Source organism: Streptomyces sp. enrichment culture (assembly GCF_964273255.1).
Classification (GTDB): Bacteria; Actinomycetota; Actinomycetes; order Streptomycetales; family Streptomycetaceae; genus Streptomyces.
On the sequence record NZ_OZ186835.1, the window covers coordinates 4,637,152 to 4,662,420 of the forward strand.

Annotated in this window: 23 protein-coding genes and 2 pseudogenes; 8 read left to right on the top strand and 17 right to left on the bottom strand. The window is 70.7% G+C overall.

The genetic code is table 11. The annotated features are described in order from the left end of the window. The first annotated feature begins 65 nt into the window (after nt 1-65). On the top strand, nt 66-863 hold the full coding sequence (locus tag ACSU53_RS20110; protein WP_437029660.1) for a sugar phosphate isomerase/epimerase family protein: 798 nt from the start codon (nt 66-68) through the stop codon (nt 861-863). 261 nt (nt 864-1,124) lie between these two features. On the opposite strand, the gene ACSU53_RS20115 is transcribed toward ACSU53_RS20110, so the two are convergent. The 13 genes and pseudogenes from ACSU53_RS20115 to ACSU53_RS20175 form a co-directional block, all read right to left on the bottom strand. Then, the gene (locus ACSU53_RS20115) at nt 1,125-1,700 is read right to left on the bottom strand and encodes a hypothetical protein (RefSeq protein ID WP_437029662.1); all 576 of its coding nucleotides are present in this window, start codon (nt 1,698-1,700) and stop codon (nt 1,125-1,127) included. Nucleotides 1,701-1,711: 11 nt separating this feature from the next. Further along, complete coding sequence (locus ACSU53_RS20120; protein WP_437029663.1) at nt 1,712-3,013, bottom strand: RNase A-like domain-containing protein; 1,302 nt, start codon at nt 3,011-3,013, stop codon at nt 1,712-1,714. 389 nt (nt 3,014-3,402) lie between these two features. Further along, entirely contained in the window at nt 3,403-3,717 is a 315-nt protein-coding gene (locus tag ACSU53_RS20125; protein WP_437029665.1) for a WXG100 family type VII secretion target, read from the bottom strand. Nucleotides 3,718-3,779: 62 nt separating this feature from the next. Continuing rightward, the gene (locus ACSU53_RS20130; RefSeq protein ID WP_437029667.1) at nt 3,780-4,214 is read right to left on the bottom strand and encodes a WXG100 family type VII secretion target; all 435 of its coding nucleotides are present in this window, start codon (nt 4,212-4,214) and stop codon (nt 3,780-3,782) included. Between the two features lie 297 nt (nt 4,215-4,511). Beyond that, a complete protein-coding gene (gene rbsD / locus ACSU53_RS20135) occupies nt 4,512-4,901 on the bottom strand; it encodes a D-ribose pyranase (RefSeq protein WP_437029669.1) in 390 nt (129 codons plus the stop codon). Beyond that, nucleotides 4,898-5,815 (bottom strand): ribokinase, encoded by a 918-nt coding sequence (locus ACSU53_RS20140; protein ID WP_437029671.1) that lies wholly within the window; start codon nt 5,813-5,815, stop codon nt 4,898-4,900. The genes rbsD and ACSU53_RS20140 overlap by 4 nt, the downstream gene beginning before the upstream one ends. Before the next feature lie 215 nt (nt 5,816-6,030). After that, the gene (locus ACSU53_RS20145) at nt 6,031-7,986 is read right to left on the bottom strand and encodes an ABC transporter permease/substrate-binding protein (RefSeq protein WP_437029673.1); all 1,956 of its coding nucleotides are present in this window, start codon (nt 7,984-7,986) and stop codon (nt 6,031-6,033) included. Further along, nucleotides 7,976-9,616, bottom strand: a complete 1,641-nt coding sequence (locus ACSU53_RS20150) for an ATP-binding cassette domain-containing protein (protein ID WP_437029675.1) — start codon at nt 9,614-9,616, stop codon at nt 7,976-7,978. Before ACSU53_RS20150 ends, ACSU53_RS20145 begins: the two co-directional genes overlap by 11 nt. Continuing rightward, nucleotides 9,613-10,758 carry a LacI family DNA-binding transcriptional regulator gene (locus tag ACSU53_RS20155; RefSeq protein WP_437029677.1) on the bottom strand — a complete coding sequence of 382 codons (1,146 nt, stop codon included), beginning with the start codon at nt 10,756-10,758 and terminating at the stop codon, nt 9,613-9,615. The genes ACSU53_RS20150 and ACSU53_RS20155 overlap by 4 nt, the downstream gene beginning before the upstream one ends. 166 nt (nt 10,759-10,924) lie before the next feature. Continuing rightward, nucleotides 10,925-11,356: an ankyrin repeat domain-containing protein gene (locus ACSU53_RS20160; RefSeq protein ID WP_437029679.1), complete on the bottom strand. Its 432-nt coding sequence runs from the start codon at nt 11,354-11,356 to the stop codon at nt 10,925-10,927. A gap of 110 nt (nt 11,357-11,466) precedes the next feature. Continuing rightward, nucleotides 11,467-12,048 carry an N-acyl homoserine lactonase family protein gene (locus ACSU53_RS20165; protein WP_437033296.1) on the bottom strand — a complete coding sequence of 194 codons (582 nt, stop codon included), beginning with the start codon at nt 12,046-12,048 and terminating at the stop codon, nt 11,467-11,469. A gap of 12 nt (nt 12,049-12,060) precedes the next feature. After that, complete coding sequence (locus ACSU53_RS20170) at nt 12,061-12,258, bottom strand: hypothetical protein (protein ID WP_437029681.1); 198 nt, start codon at nt 12,256-12,258, stop codon at nt 12,061-12,063. Nucleotides 12,259-12,371: 113 nt separating this feature from the next. Next, a pseudogene (locus ACSU53_RS20175) lies at nt 12,372-12,639 on the bottom strand (ATP-binding protein); the annotation flags it as partial. Here ACSU53_RS20175 and ACSU53_RS20180 point away from each other — a divergent pair. From ACSU53_RS20180 to ACSU53_RS20190, 3 genes and pseudogenes are all read left to right on the top strand, one after another. Beyond that, nucleotides 12,640-12,813 (top strand): annotated as a pseudogene (locus tag ACSU53_RS20180) (Scr1 family TA system antitoxin-like transcriptional regulator); the annotation flags it as partial. Between the two features lie 6 nt (nt 12,814-12,819). Then, the gene (locus ACSU53_RS20185) at nt 12,820-13,017 is read left to right on the top strand and encodes a DUF397 domain-containing protein (protein ID WP_437029683.1); all 198 of its coding nucleotides are present in this window, start codon (nt 12,820-12,822) and stop codon (nt 13,015-13,017) included. Nucleotides 13,018-13,238: 221 nt separating this feature from the next. Next, nucleotides 13,239-13,427 (top strand): DUF397 domain-containing protein, encoded by a 189-nt coding sequence (locus ACSU53_RS20190; protein ID WP_437029684.1) that lies wholly within the window; start codon nt 13,239-13,241, stop codon nt 13,425-13,427. Nucleotides 13,428-13,606: 179 nt separating this feature from the next. Here ACSU53_RS20190 and ACSU53_RS20195 read toward each other — a convergent pair whose 3' ends face one another. Then, nucleotides 13,607-14,149: a lamin tail domain-containing protein gene (locus ACSU53_RS20195; RefSeq protein WP_437029686.1), complete on the bottom strand. Its 543-nt coding sequence runs from the start codon at nt 14,147-14,149 to the stop codon at nt 13,607-13,609. Between the two features lie 438 nt (nt 14,150-14,587). Between ACSU53_RS20195 and recD2 the strand changes: the two genes are divergently transcribed. Continuing rightward, nucleotides 14,588-16,858, top strand: coding sequence for an SF1B family DNA helicase RecD2 (recD2, locus tag ACSU53_RS20200; protein ID WP_437029688.1), 2,271 nt, complete (start codon nt 14,588-14,590; stop codon nt 16,856-16,858). 347 nt (nt 16,859-17,205) lie between these two features. Then, entirely contained in the window at nt 17,206-18,495 is a 1,290-nt protein-coding gene (locus ACSU53_RS20205; protein WP_437029690.1) for a citrate synthase, read from the top strand. A 1,155-nt stretch (nt 18,496-19,650) separates the two neighbouring features. On the opposite strand, the gene ACSU53_RS20210 is transcribed toward ACSU53_RS20205, so the two are convergent. Continuing rightward, the gene (locus tag ACSU53_RS20210) at nt 19,651-19,896 is read right to left on the bottom strand and encodes a heavy-metal-associated domain-containing protein (protein ID WP_437029692.1); all 246 of its coding nucleotides are present in this window, start codon (nt 19,894-19,896) and stop codon (nt 19,651-19,653) included. Nucleotides 19,897-19,977: 81 nt separating this feature from the next. Beyond that, nucleotides 19,978-20,541, bottom strand: a complete 564-nt coding sequence (locus tag ACSU53_RS20215) for a TetR family transcriptional regulator (RefSeq protein WP_437033298.1) — start codon at nt 20,539-20,541, stop codon at nt 19,978-19,980. A 427-nt stretch (nt 20,542-20,968) separates the two neighbouring features. Between ACSU53_RS20215 and ACSU53_RS20220 the strand changes: the two genes are divergently transcribed. Both ACSU53_RS20220 and ACSU53_RS20225 read left to right on the top strand, forming a co-directional pair. Continuing rightward, nucleotides 20,969-23,554, top strand: coding sequence for an MMPL family transporter (locus ACSU53_RS20220; protein ID WP_437029694.1), 2,586 nt, complete (start codon nt 20,969-20,971; stop codon nt 23,552-23,554). Between the two features lie 99 nt (nt 23,555-23,653). Then, on the top strand, nt 23,654-24,700 hold the full coding sequence (locus tag ACSU53_RS20225; RefSeq protein WP_437029696.1) for a zinc-dependent alcohol dehydrogenase family protein: 1,047 nt from the start codon (nt 23,654-23,656) through the stop codon (nt 24,698-24,700). Here ACSU53_RS20225 and ACSU53_RS20230 read toward each other — a convergent pair. Continuing rightward, nucleotides 24,678-25,244 carry a GNAT family N-acetyltransferase gene (locus ACSU53_RS20230; protein ID WP_437029698.1) on the bottom strand — a complete coding sequence of 189 codons (567 nt, stop codon included), beginning with the start codon at nt 25,242-25,244 and terminating at the stop codon, nt 24,678-24,680. The genes ACSU53_RS20225 and ACSU53_RS20230 overlap by 23 nt on opposite strands. Between the last annotated feature and the right edge of the window lie 25 nt (nt 25,245-25,269).

The following is a 25,269-nucleotide window of genomic DNA, read 5'->3' on the forward strand; positions in this document are numbered from 1 at the left end:
CGCGTGGCCGTGCGGGTGACGGCACGACGCCCGCACACGACCTCACCCGCTTCAGCATCAACCAGATGACGGTCAAGCAGCTCTCCCTGCCGGAACTCGTCGACGCCTGCCGGGACCTGGGCGTCCCGGGCGTGGGCCTGTGGCGTGAGCCCGTCCAGGAGTACGGCGTGGAGGGGGCCGCGAAACTGGTCCGCGACGCGGGCCTGGCGGTCACGACCCTGTGCCGGGGCGGCTTCCTCACCGCGACCGACCCCGTCGGCCGGGCCGCCGCCCTCGCCGACAACCGCCGCGCGGTCGAGGAGGCGGCCACCCTCGGCACCGACACCCTCGTCCTGGTCTCCGGCGGCCTGCCACCCGGCTCCAAGGACCTGCACGCCGCCCGCCGACGCATCGCGGACGCCCTCGCCGAACTCGCCCCCCACGCCGAGCAGCACGGGGTGCGCCTGGCCATCGAACCGCTCCACCCCATGTACGCCGCCGACCGCTGCGTGATCTCCACGCTCGCCCAGGCCCTGGACATCGCGGAACGTTTCCCCGCCCACCAGGTCGGCGTCACCGTCGACACGTACCACGTCTGGTGGGACGACACCGCCCCCGCCCAGATCGCCCGCGCGGGCGCCCAGGGCCGCATCCACTCCTTCCAGCTCGCCGACTGGACCACCCCGCTCCCCGAGGGCGTCCTCAACGGCCGCGGCCAGCTCGGCGACGGAGCGATCGACCTGCGCGCATGGCAGCGGCACGTGGACGCGGCCGGCTACACCGGCCCCATCGAGGTCGAACTGTTCAACGAGCCCCTGTGGTCCCGCGACGGCCAGGCGGTGCTGGCGGAGACGGCCCGCAGGTTCACGGAGTACGTCGGGTAGCCCCGCGACAGCCGACCCCGAACCGATACGGACCGGACCTCACGGCGTTCCACCGCCTTGGGGGCCGGGCCCGTAATCGGGCCGGAGCGCACTGAGTTGCTCAGGCACCAGCATCAGCCAGGTACGGCCAGACGCGGGCGGGTCGACTGCGTCAGCCAACGGTGGATGACATGCTCGTTGGAATCAACCGCCTGCTGGGTTGACCACTGAGCGGTGTCGTGGTCGGTATAAGTGGCTGAGCGCGTGCGCAAGATCCGGCCCTCAGTCCTCCCAGAATGCCCAGAATACGCCGATCTCGGCGTCGGATACGGCTACGAGCCCGCAGTCGGTGGTGTAGACCGAAAGGCAATCCCACTCGGTGTCAGGGTTCAAGAGATCGGCCTCGGGGTTTCTGTGAGCTTCGGTCGCATTCGTGAAGAAGCGACTTCCGGAGCCGAACCGTGCAAGGATAGTTCGAGAGCTGTCGAACAATGATTCTTTCCGGTTCTCGAAGTCAGGGATGCTGGCGGCCTGATAGAAGTCTCCCTTCAGTGCGACAAGGAGTCGAACTGCGGATTCTTCCCCAATCTCGTGCAAGGACTTGCCTGTCTCTTCGGGGCTCCAAGGAAAGAATGGTGAACCCGTGCCGCTGCGATTCTCGTCGATTTCGGGCGCATGATTCAGTGACGCCCAATTCCGTGGATCGGTGGCCTTCAGAGCCATTACCTCGGTAACGTCATAACGCCAGTCCTCGTGGCGTCTGACTCCCACCTGGGCGAAGGTCCATCCGCCATCGAAAAGATCGCGTACTGCAGAACTCCAGGAGTGGGCGTCAGTAACAGGTTCCTGCTCGGTCACATCGTTCCGTTTCACGAGGAGGGAAGGGAGTCGCTGGGCATTGCCGTCAGTACAACATACGGTGGGTGGCCGCCGGGGACAGGGCGAAGGGTGACCAGGACCTTGGTGGATTCGTGCGCCTGGTTATCGCCGCGTCCCCATGAACGGCCCACAGGATGATCGAACGCGAGGCCGATGTTCCTGGTTTGGTTGGGCTGCGTCGGGTTTCTGCTCAGCCATCTGTCAATTTTGCGCTGGTTGTCGGGATCGTCGAGCACGGCCTGGGTGTAGCGTTGCGCGTCGGCCAGGTTGTTGAACGTGGAGACGGCGATAGGTCTAGTCGTTCCGTCCGGGTACAGCCTTGCCTGGTCCCGAAGTCGCTGCTCCAGTTGGGCGTCAGTTTTTCCCACATGTTTATCGATGACGTGAGCGCCCGCCAGGCCTTCCTGGTTGGCCAAGTCCACGGGGAATCTGTGCTTTGCTTCGTCGTCCCCCGGGGCGGTGTATAGAGGATCGCCTTTGAAGTCCGTCAGTGCACGTGCTCCGTATGCCTCGGCTCGAGCTTCCTCTGCGTTGAAGGTGGGGGCACTCCTTGATGCCTCGTCCAAGGCATCAAGCAGGTCCTTGATGCGTCGCGTCTGTCGATCGATCCGGTTGTTGTACGCCGTCACCGCATTGTTCATCTCCTGTTCGTCAAGGTTCAGGACTATCCCTGATGACAGGTCGGTGACCAATCCCTTGCCGAGTCGCAGAAGCCCTTTGCCCAGATTTTTGACGTCCTTGAGGTCTACGCCGTCACTCACATTGATCTGGGGCAAGGTGTCAATCACCGCTTTGCGGTAGATCCGATGAAGGTCCTCGCGGACGTCTTCAGCGGCCTTGGCGAAGTGGTCGACGGCATCTACCATCACTTCACACGTATCGAACAAGACGGCGAAAACCGGATGGTTGGCCCCCGGGCTGCCGAAGGTGTCGTTCTTCCATTGGTAACCGTGTCGCTCTTTTCCCCAGGCCGAGGTGCCCCAGAGGGTGCTGCAGAAGGTGCGCATGGCACCGTACCACTCACTGTTGGACTGCTGAGTGATGCTCTGGACGAGGGAGATCAGCGTTCCTTCGACGGTCGACAAAGTTCTCTGCGGCATCCGCCACGATTCCGAGATCGACTTGACGCGGTGATGATTCGGCAGCGGCAGGATCTCGGCGGCTTTTCCCCAGCGGCAGGCATCTTCAAGGAGGGGGCGCAGGACGGTCAGGACCACGGCTTCAACGCCCTCCAGGGCACGTTGCACAAAGTCCTGGCCGTCGTCGATGTCCCCCCATTTGAAGTCCGTCACGGGGCCATACGTGGGAGCTGTGTCAAGGACGGCCGGCGGTGGTTGGTGTTGCGGCCGAGCCGATGGGGAGGGGTTGGTTGCGGCGTCGGCCGCTGCAAAATTGTTGCCGGTGACAGTGAAACCCACCGCGGCACCACCGACGGCGACCACGGACTTGGCCCACACTTCCAGGAGGCGTTCACTGACGTCCTTGTACGCACTGGTGAAGCTTTGAACGGCTGTGCCTCTACCTCCGCCGTCAGGGTACCGAGCCAACTCGGTCAGGAATGCTGCAACGCCTCGGTGCAGTACATCCTGCTGGTCTGCTATTCCTGTCGAGACGCTGTACAGAAGAGAGGGCGTGACATCCAGTGTTCCTTCAGCAGCTCCTCCGTGCGCTGGTGTCCCCATCAAGCGGCTCCCCAGCCGCGCAGCACCGCTTGATGGGCGGCTGTGTAGTTGACGTGACCCGTTGTCGCTATCTCATGCAGCCATTTCTGTGCCGCCTGGAGGTCTTGGGCTGAACGGTCCCATTCATCTAGTTTGTCGACGAAGGTCTCCCGCGTCTCTCCCTCCCAGGACAACACCACCGGGACTACGCGGTCGTACAGAGAGTCGAGCTTCTCGTTCAGTTTCTTGAGGATGTCCTCCAATTCGACGGCGAGCTCGCGGAGCGTGCCGAAGGAGACGGATATGTGGTCCTCGGCAGGGCTTCCGGTCGGCATGGCTTCCCCCGTGAGTTCAGTGAGAGTGGCTGAGGATGACGTGCGTTGTGTTCCTCATGGCCTCAGAAGGAGTCCAGGGAACTGCGTGGAGGGCTTGCTGGCGCAATGGTCCTGACGGGCTCTCCATGCGGTGTCGACAACCTGTCGACCTCGCTGTCGACATCTACTTGGATGCGCTGAAGTTGGGCGAGGACCTCTAGTTCGATCTCGGTGAAGCCGTCCTTGCTGAGGCGCACCGCTTGCTCGAGGTGCCGTATCACCTCGCGTATACGCACGGCGTCCTCGGCCGCTGCCCGGTGAAGTCTGCGATAGGCGGACCCGGCCGGACCACGCCACCCGGCCTCTATGCGGTCCACCACTCCGTCCATACGCTTGACTTGCTTGTCCAGGTGGTCCTGCATGTCGTCGAGATCGTCCGCGAGCTTGGTCAGGTCGTGGTCGGAGACACGCAGGTCTGGCTTCAGACCCGCCCCTGCTGGTGTGTTGGGCAATCCCATGGTGCGTCTCCCCGTCTGAGCGTCAGACAACCACTTCCCCTGACCCGACAGGTGATCATATTGAATCACCCGATCGGTGTGCGGTCGGTGCACCTCGATACGGTCCCGGAAAAATCCCCCGTCCCGTACAACCCTCTTACTGTCCGACGGGTCGTAGTGGGTGTCAGGACTTCTGGGAGGGGACCCGGGGGGGGGGGGGGGGATCGAGAGGTTCTGACGGGGGAGGGAACCGAAGGGGCCCGGTCGACGGACCGGGCCCCTTCGAAGTGCGTCCGCGGTTGCTCCCACGCGGTCGGCTCAGAAGAACACCCCGCACCGCAGCAGTACGTTCGCGTACGGCCGGGCTTCGCCCGTGCGGACGACGAGACGCGCGCCCGACGTCAGGACCTTCAGCTGCTCGTGCGGGACCAGGTGCAGTCCGGGGAAGTGGCCGGTGAGCAGCTTGGCGGCGGCCGGGTTGGCCTCGTGGACCTCGGTGGCGGCCGTCGCGCCCTCGACGACCAACTCCGCCAGCAGCCCGTCCAGGACCTCCGCGAACGACGGCACCCCGGCCCGGAAGGCGAGGTCGACGACGCGCGGCCCGTCGGGGATCGGCATGCCGACGTCGCACACCAGCACCCCGTCGCCGTGCCCGAGTTCGGCCAGGGCGCCGGAGAGGTGCCGGTTGAGGATTCCGTGCCTCTTCACAGGGCCGCGACCTCCGCCGCGGTCGGGAAGGACACCTGCGCCCCCTGCCGGGTGACCGTCACCGCGCCGACGCGAGCCGCGTACGCCGCCGCCTCGGCGAGGGATTCGCCCGTGCCGAGCCGCCAGGCCAGCGCGGCGGTGAACGCGTCGCCCGCGCCGGTGGTGTCGACGGCACGCACCTCGACCGACGGCACCCGGACGGTGCCCTCCGCGGAGGCCACCAGCGCGCCCTCGCCGCCCAGGGTCACCACCACCGAGCGCGGGCCTGCGGCCAGCAACTCCCGTGCCCAGTCCTCCGGTTCGTCGCCGAGGCCGCCCGCACCGCTGGTGCCGTCCAGGATGACCTTCGCCTCGTGCTCGTTGACGATGAGCGGGTCACAGGCCGCCAGCACCTCCGCGGGCAGCGGCTGGGGCGGCGACGGGTTGAGCACGAACCGGCTGCCGGGTGCGAGGGAGCGCACCACCTCCGCCACCGTCTCCAGCGGGATCTCGAGCTGCGTGGACACGACCCGGGCGCTCCGGAACAGGCTGCGGGCAGCCCGTACGTCCTCCGGCGTGAGCCGGCCGTTGGCGCCCGGCGAGACGACGATGCTGTTGTCGCCGGACGGGTCCACGGTGATCAGGGCGACCCCGGTCGGTGCCCCGCCGACCAGCACGCCCCCCGTGTCGACGCCGGCGGACCGCTGGGAGTCCACCAGCAGCCGCCCGTGCGCGTCGTCACCGACCCGGGCCAGCAGGGCCGTGTGAGCCCCGAGCCGGGCGGCCGCGACCGCCTGGTTGGCGCCCTTGCCGCCCGGGTGGACGGCGAGGTCGGAGCCGAGCACCGTCTCCCCGGCGGCCGGACGGCGCTCGACGCCGATCACCAGGTCGGCGTTGGCCGACCCCACGACCAGGAGGTCGTAGTCGTCGTTCATGTCGTGCTCCCCACGTGCGTGTGCGGGGCGGACGGCCGTCGTGGCCGCCCGCCCCGGTCCTGCCGGCTCCCGTCCCGTTCGGGCCGGGCCCGGCAGATCCTGTCGGTCTTGTTCGGTCCTGTCCGGTCCGGCTCGTGCAGGTCAGGTCCGGTCCGGTCGCTCGTTCGCTGTCCGGTCCGGCTCGTGCAGGTCAGGTCCGGTCCGGCCGGCGGTGGTCAGCCGCCGAAGTCGGCCACGTTCTCCTTCGTGACCACCTTCACCGGGACCTTCACCGTGTCGTCGAGCTTCTTGCCGTCGGCCGCGCGCAGCGCGTTGGTCACCGCGATCCTGCCGAGTTCCTTCGGCTGCTGCGCGACGGACGCGTACAGCGTGCCCGCCTCGACGGCCTTGAGTCCGTCCGGCGTGCCGTCGAAGCCGACGACCTGGACGGACGTGCCGGCCTTCGAGCCGAGCGCCTTGATGGCGCCCAGCGCCATCTCGTCGTTCTCGGCGAACACGCCGTCGATGTCGGGGTGCGCCTGGAGCAGGTTGGTCATCACGTCCAGGCCCTTGGTGCGGTCGAAGTCGGCCGGCTGCTTGGCGACGACCTTGATGCCCGGGTAGTCCTTCAGGCCCTCGGCGAAGCCCGCGCCGCGCTCGCGGCTGGCGGACGTGCCGGCCTGGCCCTGGAGGATCACGATGGTGCCCTCGCCGCCCAGCTTCTCGGCGAGCGCCTTGGCGCCCTGGCGGCCGCCGGCCACGTTGTCGGAGGCGACCAGTGCGTCCGTCTCGGCCTTGTTGACGCCCCGGTCCACGGCGATCACGGGGATGTCGGCCTGGTTGGCGGAGCGCACGGCCGGGCCGGCCGCGTCGGAGTCCACCGGGTTGACGATGATCGCGCCGAGGCTGCCGCTGGTGAAGTTCTGCAGCTGGTTGGCCTGCTGGGAGGCGTCGTTCTGGGCGTCGGTGACGGTCAGGTCGACGCCCTGCTTCTTCGCCTCCTCCTTCGCGCCGGCCTGGATCTGCACGAAGAACGGGTTGTTGAGTGTCGACAGGGACAGCCCGACCTTCTCGGACTTCGCCGCCGAGGAGCCGTTGTGCAGGAAGGACATCGCGCCGACGATCGCCGCCGCCACGACCGCGGCGAGGAGGTAGGTCGCCGCCTGCTTCTTCCGGTTGCCGCCGCCGGACGCCCCGGTCACCGGGGTGGCCCCGGCCTTGCGCCGGACCGTGTCCAGCAGCACGGCCAGTGCGATCACGACACCGATCACGACCTGCTGCCAGAACGCCGACACCGACAGCAGGTTGAGGCCGTTGCGCAGCACCGCCAGGATCAGCGCGCCGATCAGCGTGCCGGACGCCTTGCCCGTGCCGCCGGCCAGCGAGGCGCCGCCGATGACGACCGCGGCGATCGCGTCCAGTTCGTAGCCCTGCGCGGCCTGCGGCTGCGCGGAGGCCAGCCGGGAGGCGAGCACGATGCCCGCGGCGGCGGCGAACAGGCCGGACAGCGCGTAGATGGCCAGCTTCTGCTTCTTCACCCGCAGCCCGGACAGGCGGGCCGCCTCCTCGTTGCCGCCGATCGCGTACATGGAGCGGCCGATGTAGGTGCGGCCGAGGATGAACGCGGTGATCAGGCCCATGCCGACCATGACGAGCACCGGGACGGGCAGCCAGCCGCCGAGGGTGTCGCCGAGGTGCGACACGGAGTCGGGGAAGGCGATCGGGGAGCCCTGGGAGATCACCAGGGACAGGCCGCGGGCCACCGACAGCATGGCCAGCGTGGCGATGAACGACGGGAGTTTCCCGTACGACACGAGGATGCCGTTGACCAGGCCGCAGGCGATGCCGGTGGCGATGGCCAGCAGCACCGCGAGCACCACCGGGACGCCTGCGGACGTGGCGCTCCAGGCGAGCACGGTGGCCGACAGGGCGGCGACCGAGCCGACCGACAGGTCGATGCCCGCGGAGACGATGACGAAGGTGACGCCGAAGGCGAGGATCGCGACGACCGCGGCCTGGACGCCGATGTTGAGCAGGTTGTCGGCGGTCAGGAAGTCGCCGGACAGCGCCGACATGGCGATGACCAGGACGATGAGCGCGGTGAGCGCGCCGTTGTCGAGGAGCAGGCGGCGCAGGCCGCCCGGGGCGCCACCCTGCGCGCCCGGCTTGCTCTTGAGCGTGTCAGTGGCCACCGGTGGCCTCCGTTCCGTTGCTGTGGGGGCTGTCGTGCGGGCCGGCGGTGCCGGAAGCACCGGGCGGGCCGGCCTCATCGGGCGTGCCCGGCGTGCCGGGTGCACCGGCCGCGCCGGGGGTGCCGGCGGTGTCGGGGGACGTGCTGACGGCCAGGGCCATCACGGCGTCCTGCGTGGCGTCCTCGGCGGTCAGTTCACCGGCGACGCGGCCCTGGGCCATGACGACGACCCGGTCGCTCATCCCCAGCACCTCGGGAAGGTCGCTGGAGATCATGAGCACCGCGGCGCCGGCGGCCGTCAGTTCGTTGATGAGCTGGTAGATCTCGACCTTCGCGCCGACGTCGATGCCGCGCGTCGGCTCGTCGAGGATCAGCACCTTGGTGTTCGCCAGCAGCCACTTGCCGATGACGACCTTCTGCTGGTTGCCGCCGGACAGCGTCCGCACGTGCTGCCCGAGGCCCGCCATCCGCACGCCGAGCTGCCGCGCGATGCGGTCGGCCGCCTCGTGCTGCCCCTTGAGGTCGACGAGTCCGGCGCGGGAGGTGGACCGCAGGGTGACCAGACCGAGGTTCTCCTCGACGGACGCGTCGAGCACCAGGCCCTGCCCCTTGCGGTCCTCGGGCACCAGCCCGACCCCGGCCGCCATCGCGGCGTTCACGTCGTGTCCGCGCAGCGGCGCGCCGCCGACGCGCACCGTCCCGGTGTCGTACGGGTCCGCCCCGAACACCGCCCGGGCCACCTCCGTGCGCCCGGCGCCGACCAGCCCTGCGATGCCGACGACCTCACCGGCCCGCACCTCGAAGCTCACGTCGTGGAACACACCGTCCCGGGTGAGCCCTTCGACCTTGAGCAGGGCGTCGCCGGCGTCGGTGCGCTCGCGCGGGTACTGCTGCTCGATGGACCGCCCGACCATGAGCCGGACCAGTTCCTCCTCGCCGGCCGTGGCGGACACCTGTCCGACGCTGCGGCCGTCCCGGATGACGGTGACCCGGTCGCCCAGGGCGGCGATCTCCTCCAGGTGGTGGGTGATGAAGACGATGCCGACGCCGTCCTCGCGCAGCCGCCGCACGATCGCGAACAGCCTGTCGACCTCCTCGGAGGTCAGCACGGCGGTCGGCTCGTCCATGATGAGCACCCGCGCGTCCAGGCTGAGCGCCTTGGCGATCTCGACCATCTGGAGCCGGGCGATGCCGAGTTCACGCACCCGCGCCCGGGGCGACACGTCGACGCCGACCCGCTTCAGCAGCACCTCGGCGTCGGCCTCCATCGTCTTCCGGTCGATCATCCCGAAGCGGCGCGGCTGGCGGCCGAGGAAGATGTTCTCGGCGACGGTCAGGTCGGGCACCAGGTTGAACTCCTGGTAGATGGTGGCGATCCCGAGCCGCTCGGAGTCCTGCGCGCCTTGGATGCGCACCTCCTCGCCGTCGACCACGATCCGCCCGGCGTCGGGCGTGTAGGCACCGGAGAGCATTTTGATCAGCGTGCTCTTGCCGGCACCGTTCTCACCGAGGAGCACGTGCACCTCGCCCCGGCGCAGGTCGAAGTCGACGCTGTCGAGCGCGACCACGCCGGGGAAGGTCTTGCGGATGCCCTCGATGCGCAGCAACTCGTCCGGACTGCGGCTGCTCACGGCGTACTCCTTCGTACGGGGGAGGGGGACTGGGGGGAGGACTCGGCCGGCGACGGCGACGGCGACGGCGACGGCGACCGTGACGGTGCCGGGGGCGGGGTCGCGGACGGCGCCGGAGACGGGGTCGGTGGCTGCTGGCCCGTCGCCGGCGCAGGCTCGCCGCACGAGCGGCGCACGACCAGCCGGGCGGGAAGGGTGACCGACTCACCGGGCCGCCCCTCGATCCGGTCGACCAGCGCCCGCACGGCCGCGCGACCCAGCTCGCGGGTCGGCTGGGCGATGGCGGTGACCGGCGGATCGGTGTGCACGAACCAGGGGATGTCGTCGAACGCGGCCAGCGCGATGTCGTCGGGCACCCGCAGTCCGCGCTCCCGGATCGCGTCCAGCGCGCCGAGCGCCATCAGGTTGTCGGCGGCGAACAGCACGTCGGGCGGTTCGGCCAGCGCGAGGAAGCCCTCGGTGACCCGGCGTCCGCTCTCGGCCTGGAAGTCGCCCTGGCCGATGTGCGCGTCGGGGAGGTCGAGCCCGTACGCGCCCAGCGCCTCCCGGAAGGCGTCCACGCGCTCCCGGCCGGTGGTGGTGGCCGCGGGCCCGGCGATGATCGCCAGCCGCCGGTGCCCGAGCCCGTACAGGTGGGCGACGAGGTCGCGGACGGCGTCGCGTCCGTCCGACCGGACGACGGGCACGTCGACGCCGGGGATCCAGCGGTCGACGAACACCATGGGCGTCCCGGCGCGGGCGGCACCGAGCATGCCGGGCGACCCGCCGTCGGTGGGGGAGACGAGCAGCCCGTCGATGCGCCGGTCGAGGAGCGTGGTGACGTGGTGGTCCTGGAGGTCCGGCCGCTCGTCGGCGTTGCCGATGATCACGCTGTAACCGAGCGCGCGGGCCTCCTCCTCGACGGAGCGGGCCAGCTCGGTGAAGTACGGGTTCATCACGTCGCTGATGACCAGGCCGAGGGTGCGGGTCTGGTCGGTGCGCAGCGACCGGGCGACGGCGTTCGGCCGGTAGCCGAGCCGCTCGACGGCTGCCGTCACCCGCGTCCGGGCCTCCGCGCTGACCGAGGGGTGCCCGTTCAGCACCCGCGACACCGTGGCCACGGACACGCCTGCCTCGGCAGCGACGTCCTTGATGCTCGCCATCGCCGTTCCACCTCCTCGTGGAATCGATTACACGAGGGATTGGAATCGATTACACAGAGAAGGACAAGGGGGTGGCCGGTGGCCGAAACTGAATCGTGACCGACGGGGCGGGCCCAGGTCGGTCCCCGCCTCGCCTTTGCGCGCAGGCTGCGGGCGGGGCGGCGTCCTACCCGACCGCCCGCGGGACCGCGCCCGCCGCGACGAGCACGCCGGCCGTCTCCGGGTGGGGCCCGGCGTCGGCCCACTCCAGCGGGGTCCGTCCCGTGCCGTGGTCCTCGCGCAGGTTCGGGTCGGCGCCGTGCGCCAGCAGCTCCCGGACCGCCTCGGTGTGCCCCCAGCACGCGGCGGCGCACAGCGGCGTGCCCTCGGACCCGGCCCCGCGGCTCTCGGTGTCGGGGCGTGCCCCGGCTGCCAGGAGCAGGCGGACCGTCGCGGCGTCCCCGTTCACGGCGGCCACGTAGAGCGGGGTGGTGCCGTCACCGTCCCTGCCCTGAGGGTCGGCACCGGCCCGCAGAGCGGCCCGCGCTCCGTGCACGTCCTCCATGAGGACCGTCGCGAAGAGACGCCGGAAGTGCTTTTTCTGCTGCCGCTGTTTCATGCGCGCCGAGCCTACGGACCGGCGGGCCGGTCCCGCGAACCACTTTCGTCGCCGCTCCCGGCCGGGCCTCTGGGCTCCTGGCCTGTGCACTCGCCCCGGTCCCCGTCCGCTCAGTCCCAGAACTCCCCGTCCTTCGGCAGGGCGGCGAAGTCGTCGGGGTCGTGGGACAGGAAGACCGGCACCCCGGCCCGCTGCAGCGCGCGGAGTTGTCCGTAGGTGAGCAGCTTCCGCTGGACGTTCCAGTCGCTGAGCATCGGCACGTCCTTCTCCAGCCCCTCCCGCAGATGGGCGGCGTCGCCCAGGAAGCCGACCCGGCCGTGGTGGTCCAGGTCGAGGACCATGCCCTGGTGGCCGGGCGTGTGACCGGTGGTCCGCAGCACGGTCACGCTGCCGTCCAGGAACAGGTCGGTGTCACCGGTGAGTTCGAGGAACTCGTAGTCGCGGCAGGACCGGTAGTCGTTGAACGCGTAGCCCCGGGCGGTCCAGCGGTCCGGCCACCAGGCGTGGCGCAACTCCTCGTGCTGGGCGATGTGCACGGCGCCGGGGAAGTAGCTCATGCCGCCGGCGTGGTCGAGGTGCAGGTGGGAGTAGATGACGTACCGGACGTCCTCGGGGCGGTGACCGAGCCGCCGGAGCTGCGCGTCGATGGCGTGCTCCCGGGTGAACCCCTGAGCGCCGTACGCCTCCCGCAGCCCCGGACCCCACTACGCCTCTGCGGCATCCGGGTCCGCCACGTGGTGGTTGATGCCGGTGTCGAAGAGGATCAGCCCGTGCCGTGCGTGCTCGATGACGGCCACGGTGGACGGCACGGTGACCATGCCCTGTGCCCCGTACAGGAGATCCCCCTTCGGCATGGTGAAGGGGGAGGCGTCCACGGTCGTCACACGCAGTCTCGCGGGCACGGGTGCTCCTCCCGGAGGGGTGGCGGGGGTGATCGTGTCGCACTCTGCCGGACCCCGGGCAGGACAGTGGGCGCGCCACGCCACCGGCTCCCTCCGTGAGCGGATCCCGGCGCTCACGCGGCAGCCAGCTCACACCACACGTATTTGCCTCGGCTGCCGTCTCTGGCCAGCGGCTGCCACCCCCACACGTCGGCACAGGTCCGCACCAGCGCCAGCCCTCGCCCGTCCTCCCGCCCGGCCGCCGGCGCGAGCGGCTGGGGCGGCTCCGGCGGCCGGGGGGCCGCGTCCAAGGCCCCGATGCGCAACGTGCCCGGCGGCGACCAACCAGTGCACGCGCAGTGCGGCCGGGCCCTTGGTGTGGCGCACGGCGTTGGACACCAGGGGAGGGTGCCCAAGCTGGACACGGCGGTTCGCGATGCACCGCATGGCACTGGTTTCATCGATTCCGAGGCCCAACTCGGCGTTTTCCGCGCGGTCTTCCGTAGAGTGAAGGATGTGTCACTCGACCCCAGCCGATCGCGTGACTTCATCCAGAGACTGGCCAAGGAACTGTGAGGCTCCGTGTCCACCCCTGACAACTGGCGCAGGTCGTCCTACTCCGGTGGCGGCGACGGCAACAACTGCGTCGAGATCGCGAACGTCCCCACCCGCATAGCCGTCCGCGACTCCAAGGCCCCCGCCCGGGCCACCCTCACCTTCTCCGTCCCTGCCTTCGCGGTGTTCGTCGAGGAGCTGAAGAGGCCTACGAGCGGATCATGACGCACACCGCTCCTTCACCTGACGACTGACGTGAGCCGTCCTGCCGCGCGGACGGGATGGCAGCGGCTGTGTCCTGAGCGCGACTTGCCCCGCCCACACACCCGTCCGCGACAGCACGAACCCGGCCCGGTGAGTCGGCAAGCCTGGGACCGGTGGCAAGGCGACGGTGCGCCGGACGTGGTGACGTCCACAGCCTGACGAAAGAGGAGCCGTAGGACCTCATGGAGAACTGGCGGAAGTCGTCCTACTCCGGCCCGGGCGACGGCAACGAATGCGTAGAGATCGCGAACGCGCCCACCCGCATATCCGTCCGGGACTCCAAGGCCCCCGCCCGGGCCACTCTCTCCTTCACCGCCTCCGTCTGTGCCGTTTTCCTCGACGCGCTGAAGGAGCCGGCGCAGACACGGTGAAGCGCCCGGGGTGATGCGAAGCATGCCCTGTCGCGGGGGCCGACCGGGTCCGGTGGTCGCTTCGGGCCGCGTGCACGCGCGTGTGCCGGGCAGCGCAGGGCTGCCCGGCACACGCGGTCGTCTCCAGGAGTGCCGAGGCTGCCGGTGAAGTGGACCTCCGGCGGCCTCAGCACCCTGGGTCAGCGGCGGTTGCGGTTGTCGCGGTTGTCGCGGCGGTCGTCACGGTCACGACGGTCGTCGCGGCGGTCGTCACGGTCGAAGCGGCCGCGCCCCCACGACTCGGTGTCGACGACGCGCCCGCGGTCGTTGCGCAGGGTGGCCGTGTCGGAGCGGTTGTCCCAGATGTGGTTGCGGCGGTCCTGGAACACCCGGGTGCGGGTGTCACGGCCGATGCCGGTGTGGACGTGGATCGAGCTGCGGCCGGCGAGGCGGACGTTGTTGAAGCGGTAGCGCTGGCCGTCCTCGTTGCGCAGCGTCCATCCCCTCAGGTTGACCGCGTGGCGGGTGGTGTTGGTGATCCGCACCCACTCACCGTTCACGGAGCGGTTGTTACGGGTGTCGGGACCCGGGGCGTTGTACTGCACGTCGGTGATCTGCACGGCCGGCCGGTGCGGCCGGTGCTCGGCCGCCGAGGCCGGCGCCGTCAGAACTGCCGTCAGGGCACCGACGCTCAGCGCGGCGGCGGTGAGGCGGCGAGCGTTGACTGACGTGGACTTGGACACAGGATCCCCCTGCTCGGTGCGGGCGCAGCCTCCCGGTCCGGCGTGCCGGCGAAGGGGGCTGTGCCTGGTGCGAAGGGCGGCCGGTCGGCTGCCCACGCACACCTTGCCCACCCGCGTGCGGCTGATGGAGGAGGCGTGAAGGGTCGTTACGGTCTGGCCACATCGCCGTGAATGTCGCCTGTAATGTCCATTTACCGGGCAAATGCATCAGATTGACGACCAAGGGGACATTGAGGCCTTGGGGGCGCTGGCCCCCAACCCGATTGCGCCACACCACGCCACCCCGGCCCTCGCAGCGACGTCACCCGAAAGTGGGTAACAACGCCCCGCCTCCGATCATTCACCGGCTGCCCGCTCCCCGCGGCGCGGCGGATGCCGAGCGCCTCCCGTGAGCTCGGGGCCCTGCCCCCTGTCACACCCCACCGGTACCGTCGGATCATGTCCAACCAGTCCGCAGCGGCGTCCGGGGGGCCGCGCCTCGCCGTGCTCGAAGGCGTCCTGGAGCGCATCACCTACGCCAACGAGGAGAACGGCTACACGGTCGCCCGCGTCGACACCGGCCGCGGGGCCGGGGATCTGCTCACCGTCGTCGGGGCGCTGCTCGGTGCCCAGGTGGGGGAGTCCCTGCGGATGGAGGGCCGTTGGGGGTCGCACCGCCAGTACGGCAAGCAGTTCCACGTGGAGAACTACACGACGCTGCTCCCGGCCACCGTGCAGGGCATCCGGCGCTACCTCGGCTCCGGGCTGGTCAAGGGCATCGGGCCGGCGTTCGCCGACCGGATCACGCAGCACTTCGGGCTGGACACGCTGAGGATCATCGAGGAGGAGCCGAAGCGGCTGATCGAGGTACCGGGCCTCGGTCCCAAGCGGACCAGGAAGATCGCCGACGCCTGGGAGGAGCAGAAGGCGATCAAGGAGGTCATGCTCTTCCTCCAGACGGTCGAGGTGTCGACGTCGATCGCCGTGCGCATCTACAAGAAGTACGGGGACGCCTCGATCTCCGTGGTGAAGAACCAGCCCTACCGGCTGGCCGCCGATGTCTGGGGCATCGGTTTCCTCACCGCCGACAAGATCGCCCAGTCCGTCGGCATCCCGCACGACAGCCCGGAACGGGTGAAGGCGGGCCTGCAGTACGCCCTGTCGCAGTCGGCCGACCAGGGCCACTGCTACCTGCCGGAGGAGAAGCTCATCGCCGACGCGGTGAAGCTGCTCCAGGTGGACACCGGCCTGGTCATCGAGTGCCTCGCCGAACTGGCCGCCGAACCGGAGGACGGCGAGGACCCCGGTGTCGTGCGCGAGAAGGTGCCCGGGCCGGACGGCGGCGAACCGGTGACCGCGATCTACCTCGTCCCCTTCCACCGCGCCGAACTCTCCCTCTCCGCCCAGCTGCTGCGCCTGCTGCGCACCGACGAGGACCGCCTGCCGGGCTTCGGCGACGTGGACTGGGACAAGGCGCTCGGCTGGCTGCGCGGCCGGACCGGCGCCGACCTCGCCCCGGAGCAGGAGGCCGCCGTGAAGCTGGCCCTGACCCGGAAGGTGGCCGTCCTCACCGGCGGCCCCGGCTGCGGCAAGTCCTTCACGGTCCGCTCGATCGTGGAGCTGGCCCGGGCCAAGAAGGCGAAGGTCGTCCTGGCCGCGCCCACCGGCCGGGCCGCCAAGCGCCTGGCCGAGCTCACCGGTGCCGAGGCGTCCACCGTGCACCGCCTGCTGGAGCTCAAGCCGGGCGGTGACGCCGCCTACGACCGGGACCGGCCCCTGGACGCCGACCTGGTGGTGGTCGACGAGGCGTCCATGCTGGACCTGCTGCTGGCGAACAAGCTGGTCAAGGCCGTGCCGCCGGGGGCGCACCTGCTTCTCGTCGGGGACGTCGACCAGCTGCCCAGCGTCGGCGCGGGGGAGGTGCTGCGGGACCTGCTCGCGGACGGCAGTCCCGTCCCGGCCGTGCGGCTGACCCGGATCTTCCGGCAGGCCCAGCAGTCGGGCGTGGTCACCAACGCGCACCGGATCAACGCCGGGCAGCATCCGCTCACCGACAACCTGAAGGACTTCTTCCTGTTCGTCGAGGACGACACCGAGGAGGCCGGCCGTCTCACCGTGGACGTGGCGGCCCGCCGCATCCCGGCACGCTTCGGCCTGGACCCGCGCCGGGACGTTCAGGTGCTGGCCCCCATGCACCGGGGCCCGGCCGGTGCGGGCACCCTGAACGGCCTGCTCCAGCAGGTGGTCACCCCCGGCCGGCCCGATGTCCCGGAGAAGCGGTTCGGCGGCCGGGTCTTCCGCGTCGGCGACAAGGTGACCCAGATCCGCAACAACTACGACAAGGGCGCCAACGGCGTCTTCAACGGCACCGTCGGCGTGGTCACCTCGCTCGACCCGGTCGAGCAGCGGCTGACGGTCCTGACCGACGAGGACGAGGAGGTGCCGTACGACTTCGACGAACTGGACGAGCTGGCCCACGCCTACGCGGTGACCATCCACCGCTCCCAGGGCAGCGAGTACCCGGCGGTCGTGATCCCGGTGACCACCGGCGCGTGGATGATGCTCCAGCGCAACCTGCTCTACACCGCCGTCACCCGGGCCAAGCGGCTGGTCGTCCTCGTCGGCTCCCGGAAGGCGATCGGGCAGGCGGTGCGCACCGTCTCCGCCGGCCGCCGCTGCACGGCACTCGACTTCCGCCTCTCGGGCCCTCGCGGCCCGGCCGCCCTCTGAGGCCGGGCGCCGATGGGGCCGATGGGGCCGATGGGGCCGAGGGGCCGGAGTGGCCCGCCGATGGTCTTCGATGGCCCGCCGTCGAGATGGCCGCCGGGGTCCTCCTGGGCGGCGGCAAAGCCGCCGAAACGGGCTCTGCGAGAAAAATGATCGATCAAATGAGTCGTGAAGGTCACAGAGCACTTCCGGATGGGGTACTCAGGGGGCAGGATGGGCAAGTTGGCGGCACTGAGTGCCGTCAATAGGCCCGATGGTCGACCCCGAGTGCACTCTCCTGGGCCAAGTGGGGGATGGTAGAGACAGTCAGGGCACCTCGAAGATGAGGCACAACGTCGGTGAGGGAAGACGTGAGCGACAACTCTGTAGTACTGCGGTACGACGGCAGCGAGTACACCTACCCGGTGATCGACAGCACTGTCGGTGACAAGGGCTTCGACATCGGGAAGCTCCGCGCCCAGTCGGGTCTGGTGACACTGGACAGCGGCTACGGCAACACCGCCGCCTACAAATCCGGGATCACCTACCTGGACGGCGAGGCCGGCATCCTCCGGTACCGCGGCTACCCCATCGAACAGCTGGCGGAGCGCTCCACCTTCCTGGAGGTCGCCTACCTGCTGATCAATGGTGAGCTGCCGACCGTCGACCAGCTCGGCACGTTCCAGCACAACATCACGCAGCACACCCTGCTGCACGAGGACGTCAAGAACTTCTACAAGGGCTTCCCGCGCGACGCCCACCCGATGGCCATGCTGTCGTCGGTGGTCTCCGCGCTGTCCACGTTCTACCAGGACAGCCACAACCCCTTCGACGAGGAACAGCGCAACCTCTCCACCATCCGGCTGCTCGCCAAGCTGCCGACGATCGCCGCGTACGCGTACAAGAAGTCGGTCGGTCACCCGTTCGTCTTCCCGCGCAACGACCTGAACTACGTCGAGAACTTCCTGCGCATGACCTTCTCGGTCCCCGCCCAGGAGTACGAGCTCGACCCGGTCGTCGTGGCCGCCCTGGACAAGCTGCTCATCCTGCACGCGGACCACGAGCAGAACTGTTCGACCTCCACCGTCCGCCTGGTGGGCTCCTCGCAGGCGAACATGTTCGCCTCGATCTCCGCGGGCATCTCCGCCCTCTGGGGCCCGCTGCACGGCGGTGCCAACCAGTCGGTGCTGGAGATGCTCGAGGGCATCCGCGACTCCGGCGGCGACGTCGACTCCTTCATCCGCAAGGTGAAGAACAAGGAGGACGGCGTCCGCCTGATGGGCTTCGGCCACCGGGTCTACAAGAACTTCGACCCGCGAGCCAAGATCATCAAGGCCGCCGCGCACGACGTGCTGTCCGCTCTCGGCAAGTCCGACGAGCTGCTCGACATCGCGCTGAAGCTCGAGGAGCACGCGCTCTCCGACGACTACTTCGTCTCGCGCAGCCTCTACCCGAACGTGGACTTCTACACCGGCCTGATCTACCGGGCCATGGGCTTCCCCACCGAGATGTTCACGGTCCTGTTCGCCCTCGGCCGCCTGCCGGGCTGGATCGCCCAGTGGCACGAGATGATCAAGGAGCCGGGCTCCCGCATCGGCCGTCCGCGCCAGATCTACACCGGCGTCGTCGAGCGGGACTTCGTGCCCGTCGAGGAGCGCTGACCGGCGGCACCGAGAGCGGCGCCGCACAGCCGGACCGCCGTACGAGCCGCGGCGCTCGTACGGCACCGTTCGTGCCGGGCCCCGTCCACGCCGGCCGTGGACGGGGCCCGGTCGTTTCCGCACGACTCTGCACGGCTCTGCACCGCTCCGCACCACGCCGCACGTCTCCGTACCCCTCCGCACGGCGACGGTCACGTGACCGGACACGCCGGGGGTCGTGAGCCCGGCGACGCCGGCGCCCGGCGCCCGGCGCCTGCCGGCCTCGCGGTGTGGTGGCCTGCTGCTCGCCGGGGCAGAGAAGGGTGCTGGTGCTCGCCGGGGCAGAGAAGGGTGCGCAGGGCTTCGCGAGAGGAGCGGAGCGCGCGGCGGCCCGCGGACGGATGCGTGGGGAGAGAGACCCCGCAGGATGCCCGCGTCGGGAGGACCTGCGTCGGAGGACCCCGGCGGGCTGCCGCTCGCACCGGGCAGGCGCCGCACCGAACCCGTCCGCCGCACCGAACCCGTCCGCCGCACCGGAGAGATCCGTCCGGACGAGTCCAGAGATCCGTCCGGACGAGTCCGCGGCGCACCGGGCACGTTCGCGAGCATGGGAGAAGGCGCCCTGGCGCCAGTCCCCCCACGGGCCGACGAACCAGGGCGCCTTCCCATGTCCCGGTACGGATTCCCCCCACGGGATCCGGCCGGGCGTCTGTGAGGACAGCGCCTGAATCGCTGTGCGAGTGCGGCGAGCGGACCCGCCGCACTCGTGCGGTGTGCGGTCTGCCGGGACAACGCACGGTCGGGAGGGCCGCTCAAAGCTCCCCGTGTACGTGCCCCGGCAACGCTCTCCGAGCTCTCCACTAGGTGCGAGCAGGGAGGTATCCCTACTACCTGGAGACGTCCCCCAAGACATCCCCAGATGTCAGGAAGCGCCCCCCAAGACGCTGCCTGACATCGCCAACTTAGACCTTCGAACCCCTTCGATGGTTACGTTCACATCACTGTGATCTGCGTCTCTTGCTTATGTCCGTTAGGTACGCAAGAGACCGTTTGGTGCTGGCGCGGCTCACGCGTAAGGATGAGGCGCGAGCCTTGTGTAGAGCTTATGTGAAAGGTCGTACCGGACTCCAGGGGTACTGCCGAGTATCCCCACTTGAGATCTCAATGGAATCCGTTTCAGGCGGAACCGGTCAGCTCGAAGCCCGCCTCGTCGACCGCCGCGCGCACCGCTTCCTCGTCGAGCGGGGCGGCGGAGGTGACGACGACCTCGCCGGTGGAGGCGGTCGCCCGCACCGAGCCGACGCCCTCGATCTTGGAGATCTCGCCGGAGACGGCGCCCTCGCAGTGCCCGCAGCTCATGCCGCTCACCTTGTAGGTGGTGGTGACGGAACCCTGGGTGTCGGTGTCGGCCTGCGTGCTCATGTCGTTGCTCCTCGGGGTGGGTGGGGTCGCCGGGGCCCGCGGGGCCCCGCGTCTCCCTTCACTCTATACCCCCCAGGGGTACTAATCGCCGACCAGCGGGGCGAGATAGCGGTACAGGACGTTCTTCAGTTCCCGGACGTAGGCCTCCCGCTCGGCGCCCTCGTGGGCGAGCACCAGTTCCAGGCCGGACATGTAGATGCCCACGCTCATCCGCGCGGTGCGGCTCACCTCGTCCGCGGGCATGTCCGGGAGGTACGGGAGGAGCATCGACTCGACCCGGGCGACCAGCGTGGCGTGCAGGGCGTCGTGCTCCTCGGCGATCCGGCCGGGGACGTCCGGGCCGTGCATCAGGGCGAAGAAGACCGGGTGGCGGCAGTTGAAGTCGATGAAGCGGTCCACGGCCGCGGCGACCACCTGCTCCAGCGGGGTGGCCGGGTCGACCGGGGCCAGGGCCTCGCCGTAGGTCTGCCGCATCTCGTGCATCAGGCGGCTGCCCAGTTCGATCGCGATCGCTTCCTTGTTCGGGAAGAACTGGTACAGCGTCCCGGGGGAGACGCCCGCCTCCCGGGCGATGGAGTTGGCGCTGGCGGCGGTGTAGCCGTTCGTGCTGAAGACGGAGGCGGCCGCCTCCAGCAGCTGGGCGATGCGCCGCTCGCCGCGCGCCTGCCGGCGGCGGGGCCGCTCCTCCGCCGCCGCCCCGGTTTTCCCGGCGCCCGTCCGTGCGGCGCCCGCGCCGGTGCCGCCGGAGGGCCTGCGGGCCTGGTCGGCGGTCGCCTCCCTCGCCTCGGCGGTCGCCTCCCTCGCCTCGGCGTCCGCCCGGTCCCTGTCGGGCGCGAGCTCCCTCTCGGGCTTTCCGGTCTGGTCCGGCACGTGTCATCCCCAGCTTTCGGCACGCGATTGACAAACGCGAGTGGTCGCTCGCATTCTTGTGAAACGCGAGCGATCTCTCGTGTTTGCCAGTCTATGGCAACGGCACAACCATGCCGCCTGCCCGTTTGCACCGCGTGGACCGCCAGGGCCCGGGGCGCGTGGGGGTGCGGGGCGCGGTTCACGGTGAAGGGGACACCGCAGGATGACCGAAGTCAACGATCCACCACGCGTCGGAGGCTGGACCCGCTTCGTCACGGCCCGCCCGAGACTGGCCCTGCTGGCCGGCCTCGTCCTGACCGTGCTCGCGGTGCTGGCCGGCAGCGGGGTCGCCGACCGCATGGGCAGCGGCGGCTGGGAGGACCCGGACGCCGAGTCCACCTACGCCACCCGTGCCCTGGAGAACGCCTTCCCCGCCTCGCAGCCCAACCTCCTGCTGCTCGTCGACGCCGGGGACGCCTCCGTCGACGACCCCGCGGTGGTCGCCGAAGCCACGCGGCTGACCGAGCGCCTGGCCGGCGAGCCCGGCATCACCGGCGTCGGCTCCTACTGGCAGACCCGCTCGCCCGCCCTGCGCGCCGAGGACGGACACGAGGCGCTGATCGCCGCCCGCATCACCGGCGACGAGACGACCATGAACGAGACGCTGGAACGCATGGCGCCGTCCTTCCGGGGCGAGCAGGGCGTGGTGGAGGTCGGCATCGGCGGCCCGGTCGCCGTGCGGCACGAGATGCAGACGATCATCCAGGAGGACCTGCTGCGGGCCGAGCTCATCGCCCTGCCGGTCACGCTCGTGCTGCTGGTGATGGTCTTCGGCAGCGCCGTCGCCGCCCTGCTCCCGCTGGGCATCGGCATCGTCGCGATCCTCGGCACCAATGCCGTCCTGCGCGGCCTCACCGAGATCACCGACGTCTCCGTCTTCGCGATGAACCTCACCACCGCGCTCGGCCTCGGCCTGGCGATCGACTACGCCCTGTTCATCGTCCGCCGCTTCCGCGAGGAACTGTCCGCGGGCGCCGACCCCCGGACGGCCGTCGGCACCACCCTGCGCACCGCCGGACGCACGGTGCTCTTCTCCGCCCTCACGGTCGCGGTGTCGCTGGCGGCCATGCTGCTCTTTCCGCAGTACTTCCTGCGGTCCTTCGCCTACGCCGGGATCGCGGTGGTGCTGCTGGCCGCGGCGGCGGCCCTGATCCTCCTGCCGGCCGCCCTGGTCCTCCTCGGCCACCGCGTCGACGCGCTCGACCTGCGCCGCCTCTTCCGCCGCCGCCGGCGCCGCAAGGCGGAGCAGCCGGAGGGAGCGGAGCAACCGGGCGGAGCGGAGCGGACGGGCCGTGCGCGGACGGGGCGTGCGCGGACGGACGGTGCGGCGAAGCCCGGCCCGGCAGTGGGTGCGGGCCGGGAGGAGGGGGCCGCGTGGGGCCGCGCGGCGACGGTGGTCATGCGCCGCGCCCCGTTCTTCGCCCTGGGCACCACGGCCGTGCTGGTGCTGCTCGGACTGCCCTTCCTCGGCGTGAAGTTCGGCACCGCCGACGACCGCCAACTGCCCGCCGACGCCGAGTCCCACGTCGTGCAGCAGCACATCCGCGACGGTTTCCCGGGCAGCCCGGGTGGCGGACTGGACGTCCTCGCCGAGGGCCCCGCGACCGAGGCCGAGTACGCCGCCTACAAGGAGCGCGTGGCCGCCCTGCCCGAGGTGGTGCGCGTCGACGGGCCGCTGGTCGAGGGCGACGCCGCCTACTTCACGGTGCTGCCGAAGGGCGAGGCCGTCGACGACGCGGCGCAGGCCCTGGTGGGTGACCTGCGGGCGCTGGACGCCTCCTTCGACACCAAGGTCACCGGCGCGGCGGCGGTGCTGGTCGACTCCAAGGACGCCATAGCGGAACAACTGCCCGCGGCGGCCGTCTTCATCGTCGTCGTCACGCTCTTCCTGGTGTTCCTGCTCACCGGCAGCGTGCTGATACCCGTCCAGGCGGTGGTGCTCAACGCGCTCAGTCTGACCGCCATGTTCGGCGCCGTGGTCTGGGTCTTCCAGGACGGCCACCTCTCCGGCCTGCTGGCCTTCACCGCCCCGGGCAACATCGAGACGACGCTGCCCGTCCTGATGTTCTGCGTCGCCTTCGGGCTCTCCATGGACTACGGCGTCTTCCTGCTCTCCCGCATCAAGGAGGAGTACGACCGGACCGGCGACCACGAGGGCTCCGTCCGCCACGGCCTGCAGCGCACGGGCGGGCTGATCACCGCGGCGGCGGTCATCCTCGCGGTGGTCATGGTCGCGATCGGTACCTCGCGGGTCACCAACACCAAGATGCTGGGCCTGGGCATCGCCCTGGCGGTGCTGATGGACGCGATGATCGTCCGCAGCCTCCTCGTCCCGTCCGTCATGCGCCTCACCGGCTGGGCCACCTGGTGGGCGCCGGCACCGCTGCGCCGGTTCCACACCCGGTTCGGCCTGAGCGAGGGCGAGTCCGCGCCGCCGCGCACGCCCACCGGAGCCGCCGCCGCTGCCGACGCACCTGCCGGAGCCGCCGCCGACGGCGCTGCCCCTCCCGGCACCGGTGCCGCCGCCGCTGCCGACGCACCTGCCGGAGCCGCCGCCGACGGCGCTGCCCCTCCCGGCACCGGTGCCGCCTCCGCACCGCACGGCGCCGGACCCGCCCCCGCCGCCCCGGAACCGCCCGGCGGCAGCGGCACGGAGGGCCGGACCGGCACCGAGGACGGCGGCGGCGCCGAGGACGGAACCGGCACCGCGGCCGGGGCCGGGCGCGGCACGGTCCGGGCCCGCGGATAGCGTTCCGCCGAAACGCGGTGTTCGCCGGAGAGGCGGGGAACCCGGGCGCGCCCGCCGCGGCCCGGGCCCGCCGCCGGCGCCGACGGAAGGCGGGCGGCCATGCGGGCGGTGGTGTTCGAACGGTACGGGGAACCGGCCGAGGTGCGGCAGGTGCCCGACCCGGAACCGGCCGGGCACGGGGTCGTGGTGCGCGTCGAGGCGACGGGGCTGTGCCGCAGCGACTGGCACGGCTGGCAGGGTCACGATCCCGGCATCGCCCTGCCGCACGTCCCGGGCCACGAACTCGCGGGCGTGGTCGAGGCGACCGGCGACCGGGTCACGCGCTGGCAGCCGGGGGACCGGGTCACGGTGCCGTTCGTCTGCGCCTGCGGCACCTGCGACGCCTGTGCGGCGGGCGACCAGCAGGTGTGCGAGCGGCAGACCCAGCCCGGCTTCACCCACTGGGGTTCCTTCGCCCAGTACGTGGCCCTGGACCACGCCGACGTCAACCTGGTCGCCGTCCCCGGGGACATGTCCTTCGCGACGGCCGCCTCCCTCGGCTGCCGGTTCGCCACCGCCTATCGCGCGGTCGTGCAGCAGGGCCGCCTGGCGGCGGGGGAGTGGGTGGCCGTGCACGGCTGCGGAGGGGTGGGGCTGTCGGCCGTGATGATCGCGGCGGCCTCCGGTGCGCGCGTCGTCGCCGTCGACGTGGCACCGGGCGCCCTGGAGATGGCCCGGCGGTTCGGCGCCGAGACATGCCTGGACGCCTCGTCCGTCGACGACCCGGCGGAAGCGGTCCGCGACCTCACCGGCGGGGGCGCCCACCTCTCCCTGGACGCCCTCGGCTCGCCCGCCACCTGCGCAGCCTCCGTGAACGGCCTGCGCCGACGCGGCCGGCACGTGCAGGTAGGCCTGCTTCCCTCGGCCACCGGCACCACCCCGGTACCCATGGCCCGGGCCGTCGCCCTGGAACTGGAACTCCTCGGCAGCCACGGCATGGCCGCCCACGCCTACCCGCCGATGCTGGACCTGGTCCGCACCGGGCGGCTCCGTCCCGACCTGCTGGTCACCCGGACCATCGGCCTGGACGCGGCCCCGGCCGCCCTCGCGGCCATGGACACGGCACCGGGCGCGGGCGTCACGGTCATCGCACCGTGGACGACGTGAGCGCCGCCCACTCCCGGTCCAGCAGCGCCATGATCACCTCGTCCACCCACACGCCGTCCCGGCACCGCGACTCCCGCCGCACCCCTTCCACCACGAAGCCGGCCTTCTCGTAGGCGCGCAGGGCGCGGGGGTTGTCGCCGTGCGCCTCCAGCTCGACCCGGTGCAGCCCCAGGTGCTCGAAGCCGTACCCGACGATCAGCCGCGTGGCCTCCGTGCCGAGCCCCCGGCCCCTGCCGCGCGGCCCGATCAGCGTGCGGAAGACACAGCTCCGGGCGTCCGGGTCGTAGGTGTTGAGCACGACCTCCCCGACGAGTTCGCCGGTGGCCCGGTCGGTGACGGCGAGATCCAGCCGGTCGGCCTGCGCGGACCGGGAGGCGTACCAGGAGCGCACCTGCCCGGGCGTCAGCTCGGTGGACGGGTCGAAGGTGAAGCGGACCACCTCGGGATCCTGCAGGATCTCCCACATGCCGGCGGCGTCGTCGGCGGTGAAGGGGCGCAGTACGGTGCGTTCCCCGGTCAGCGTGGGCTTGACGGCGAAACTCATGGCAGCACTGTGCCCCACCACCCGG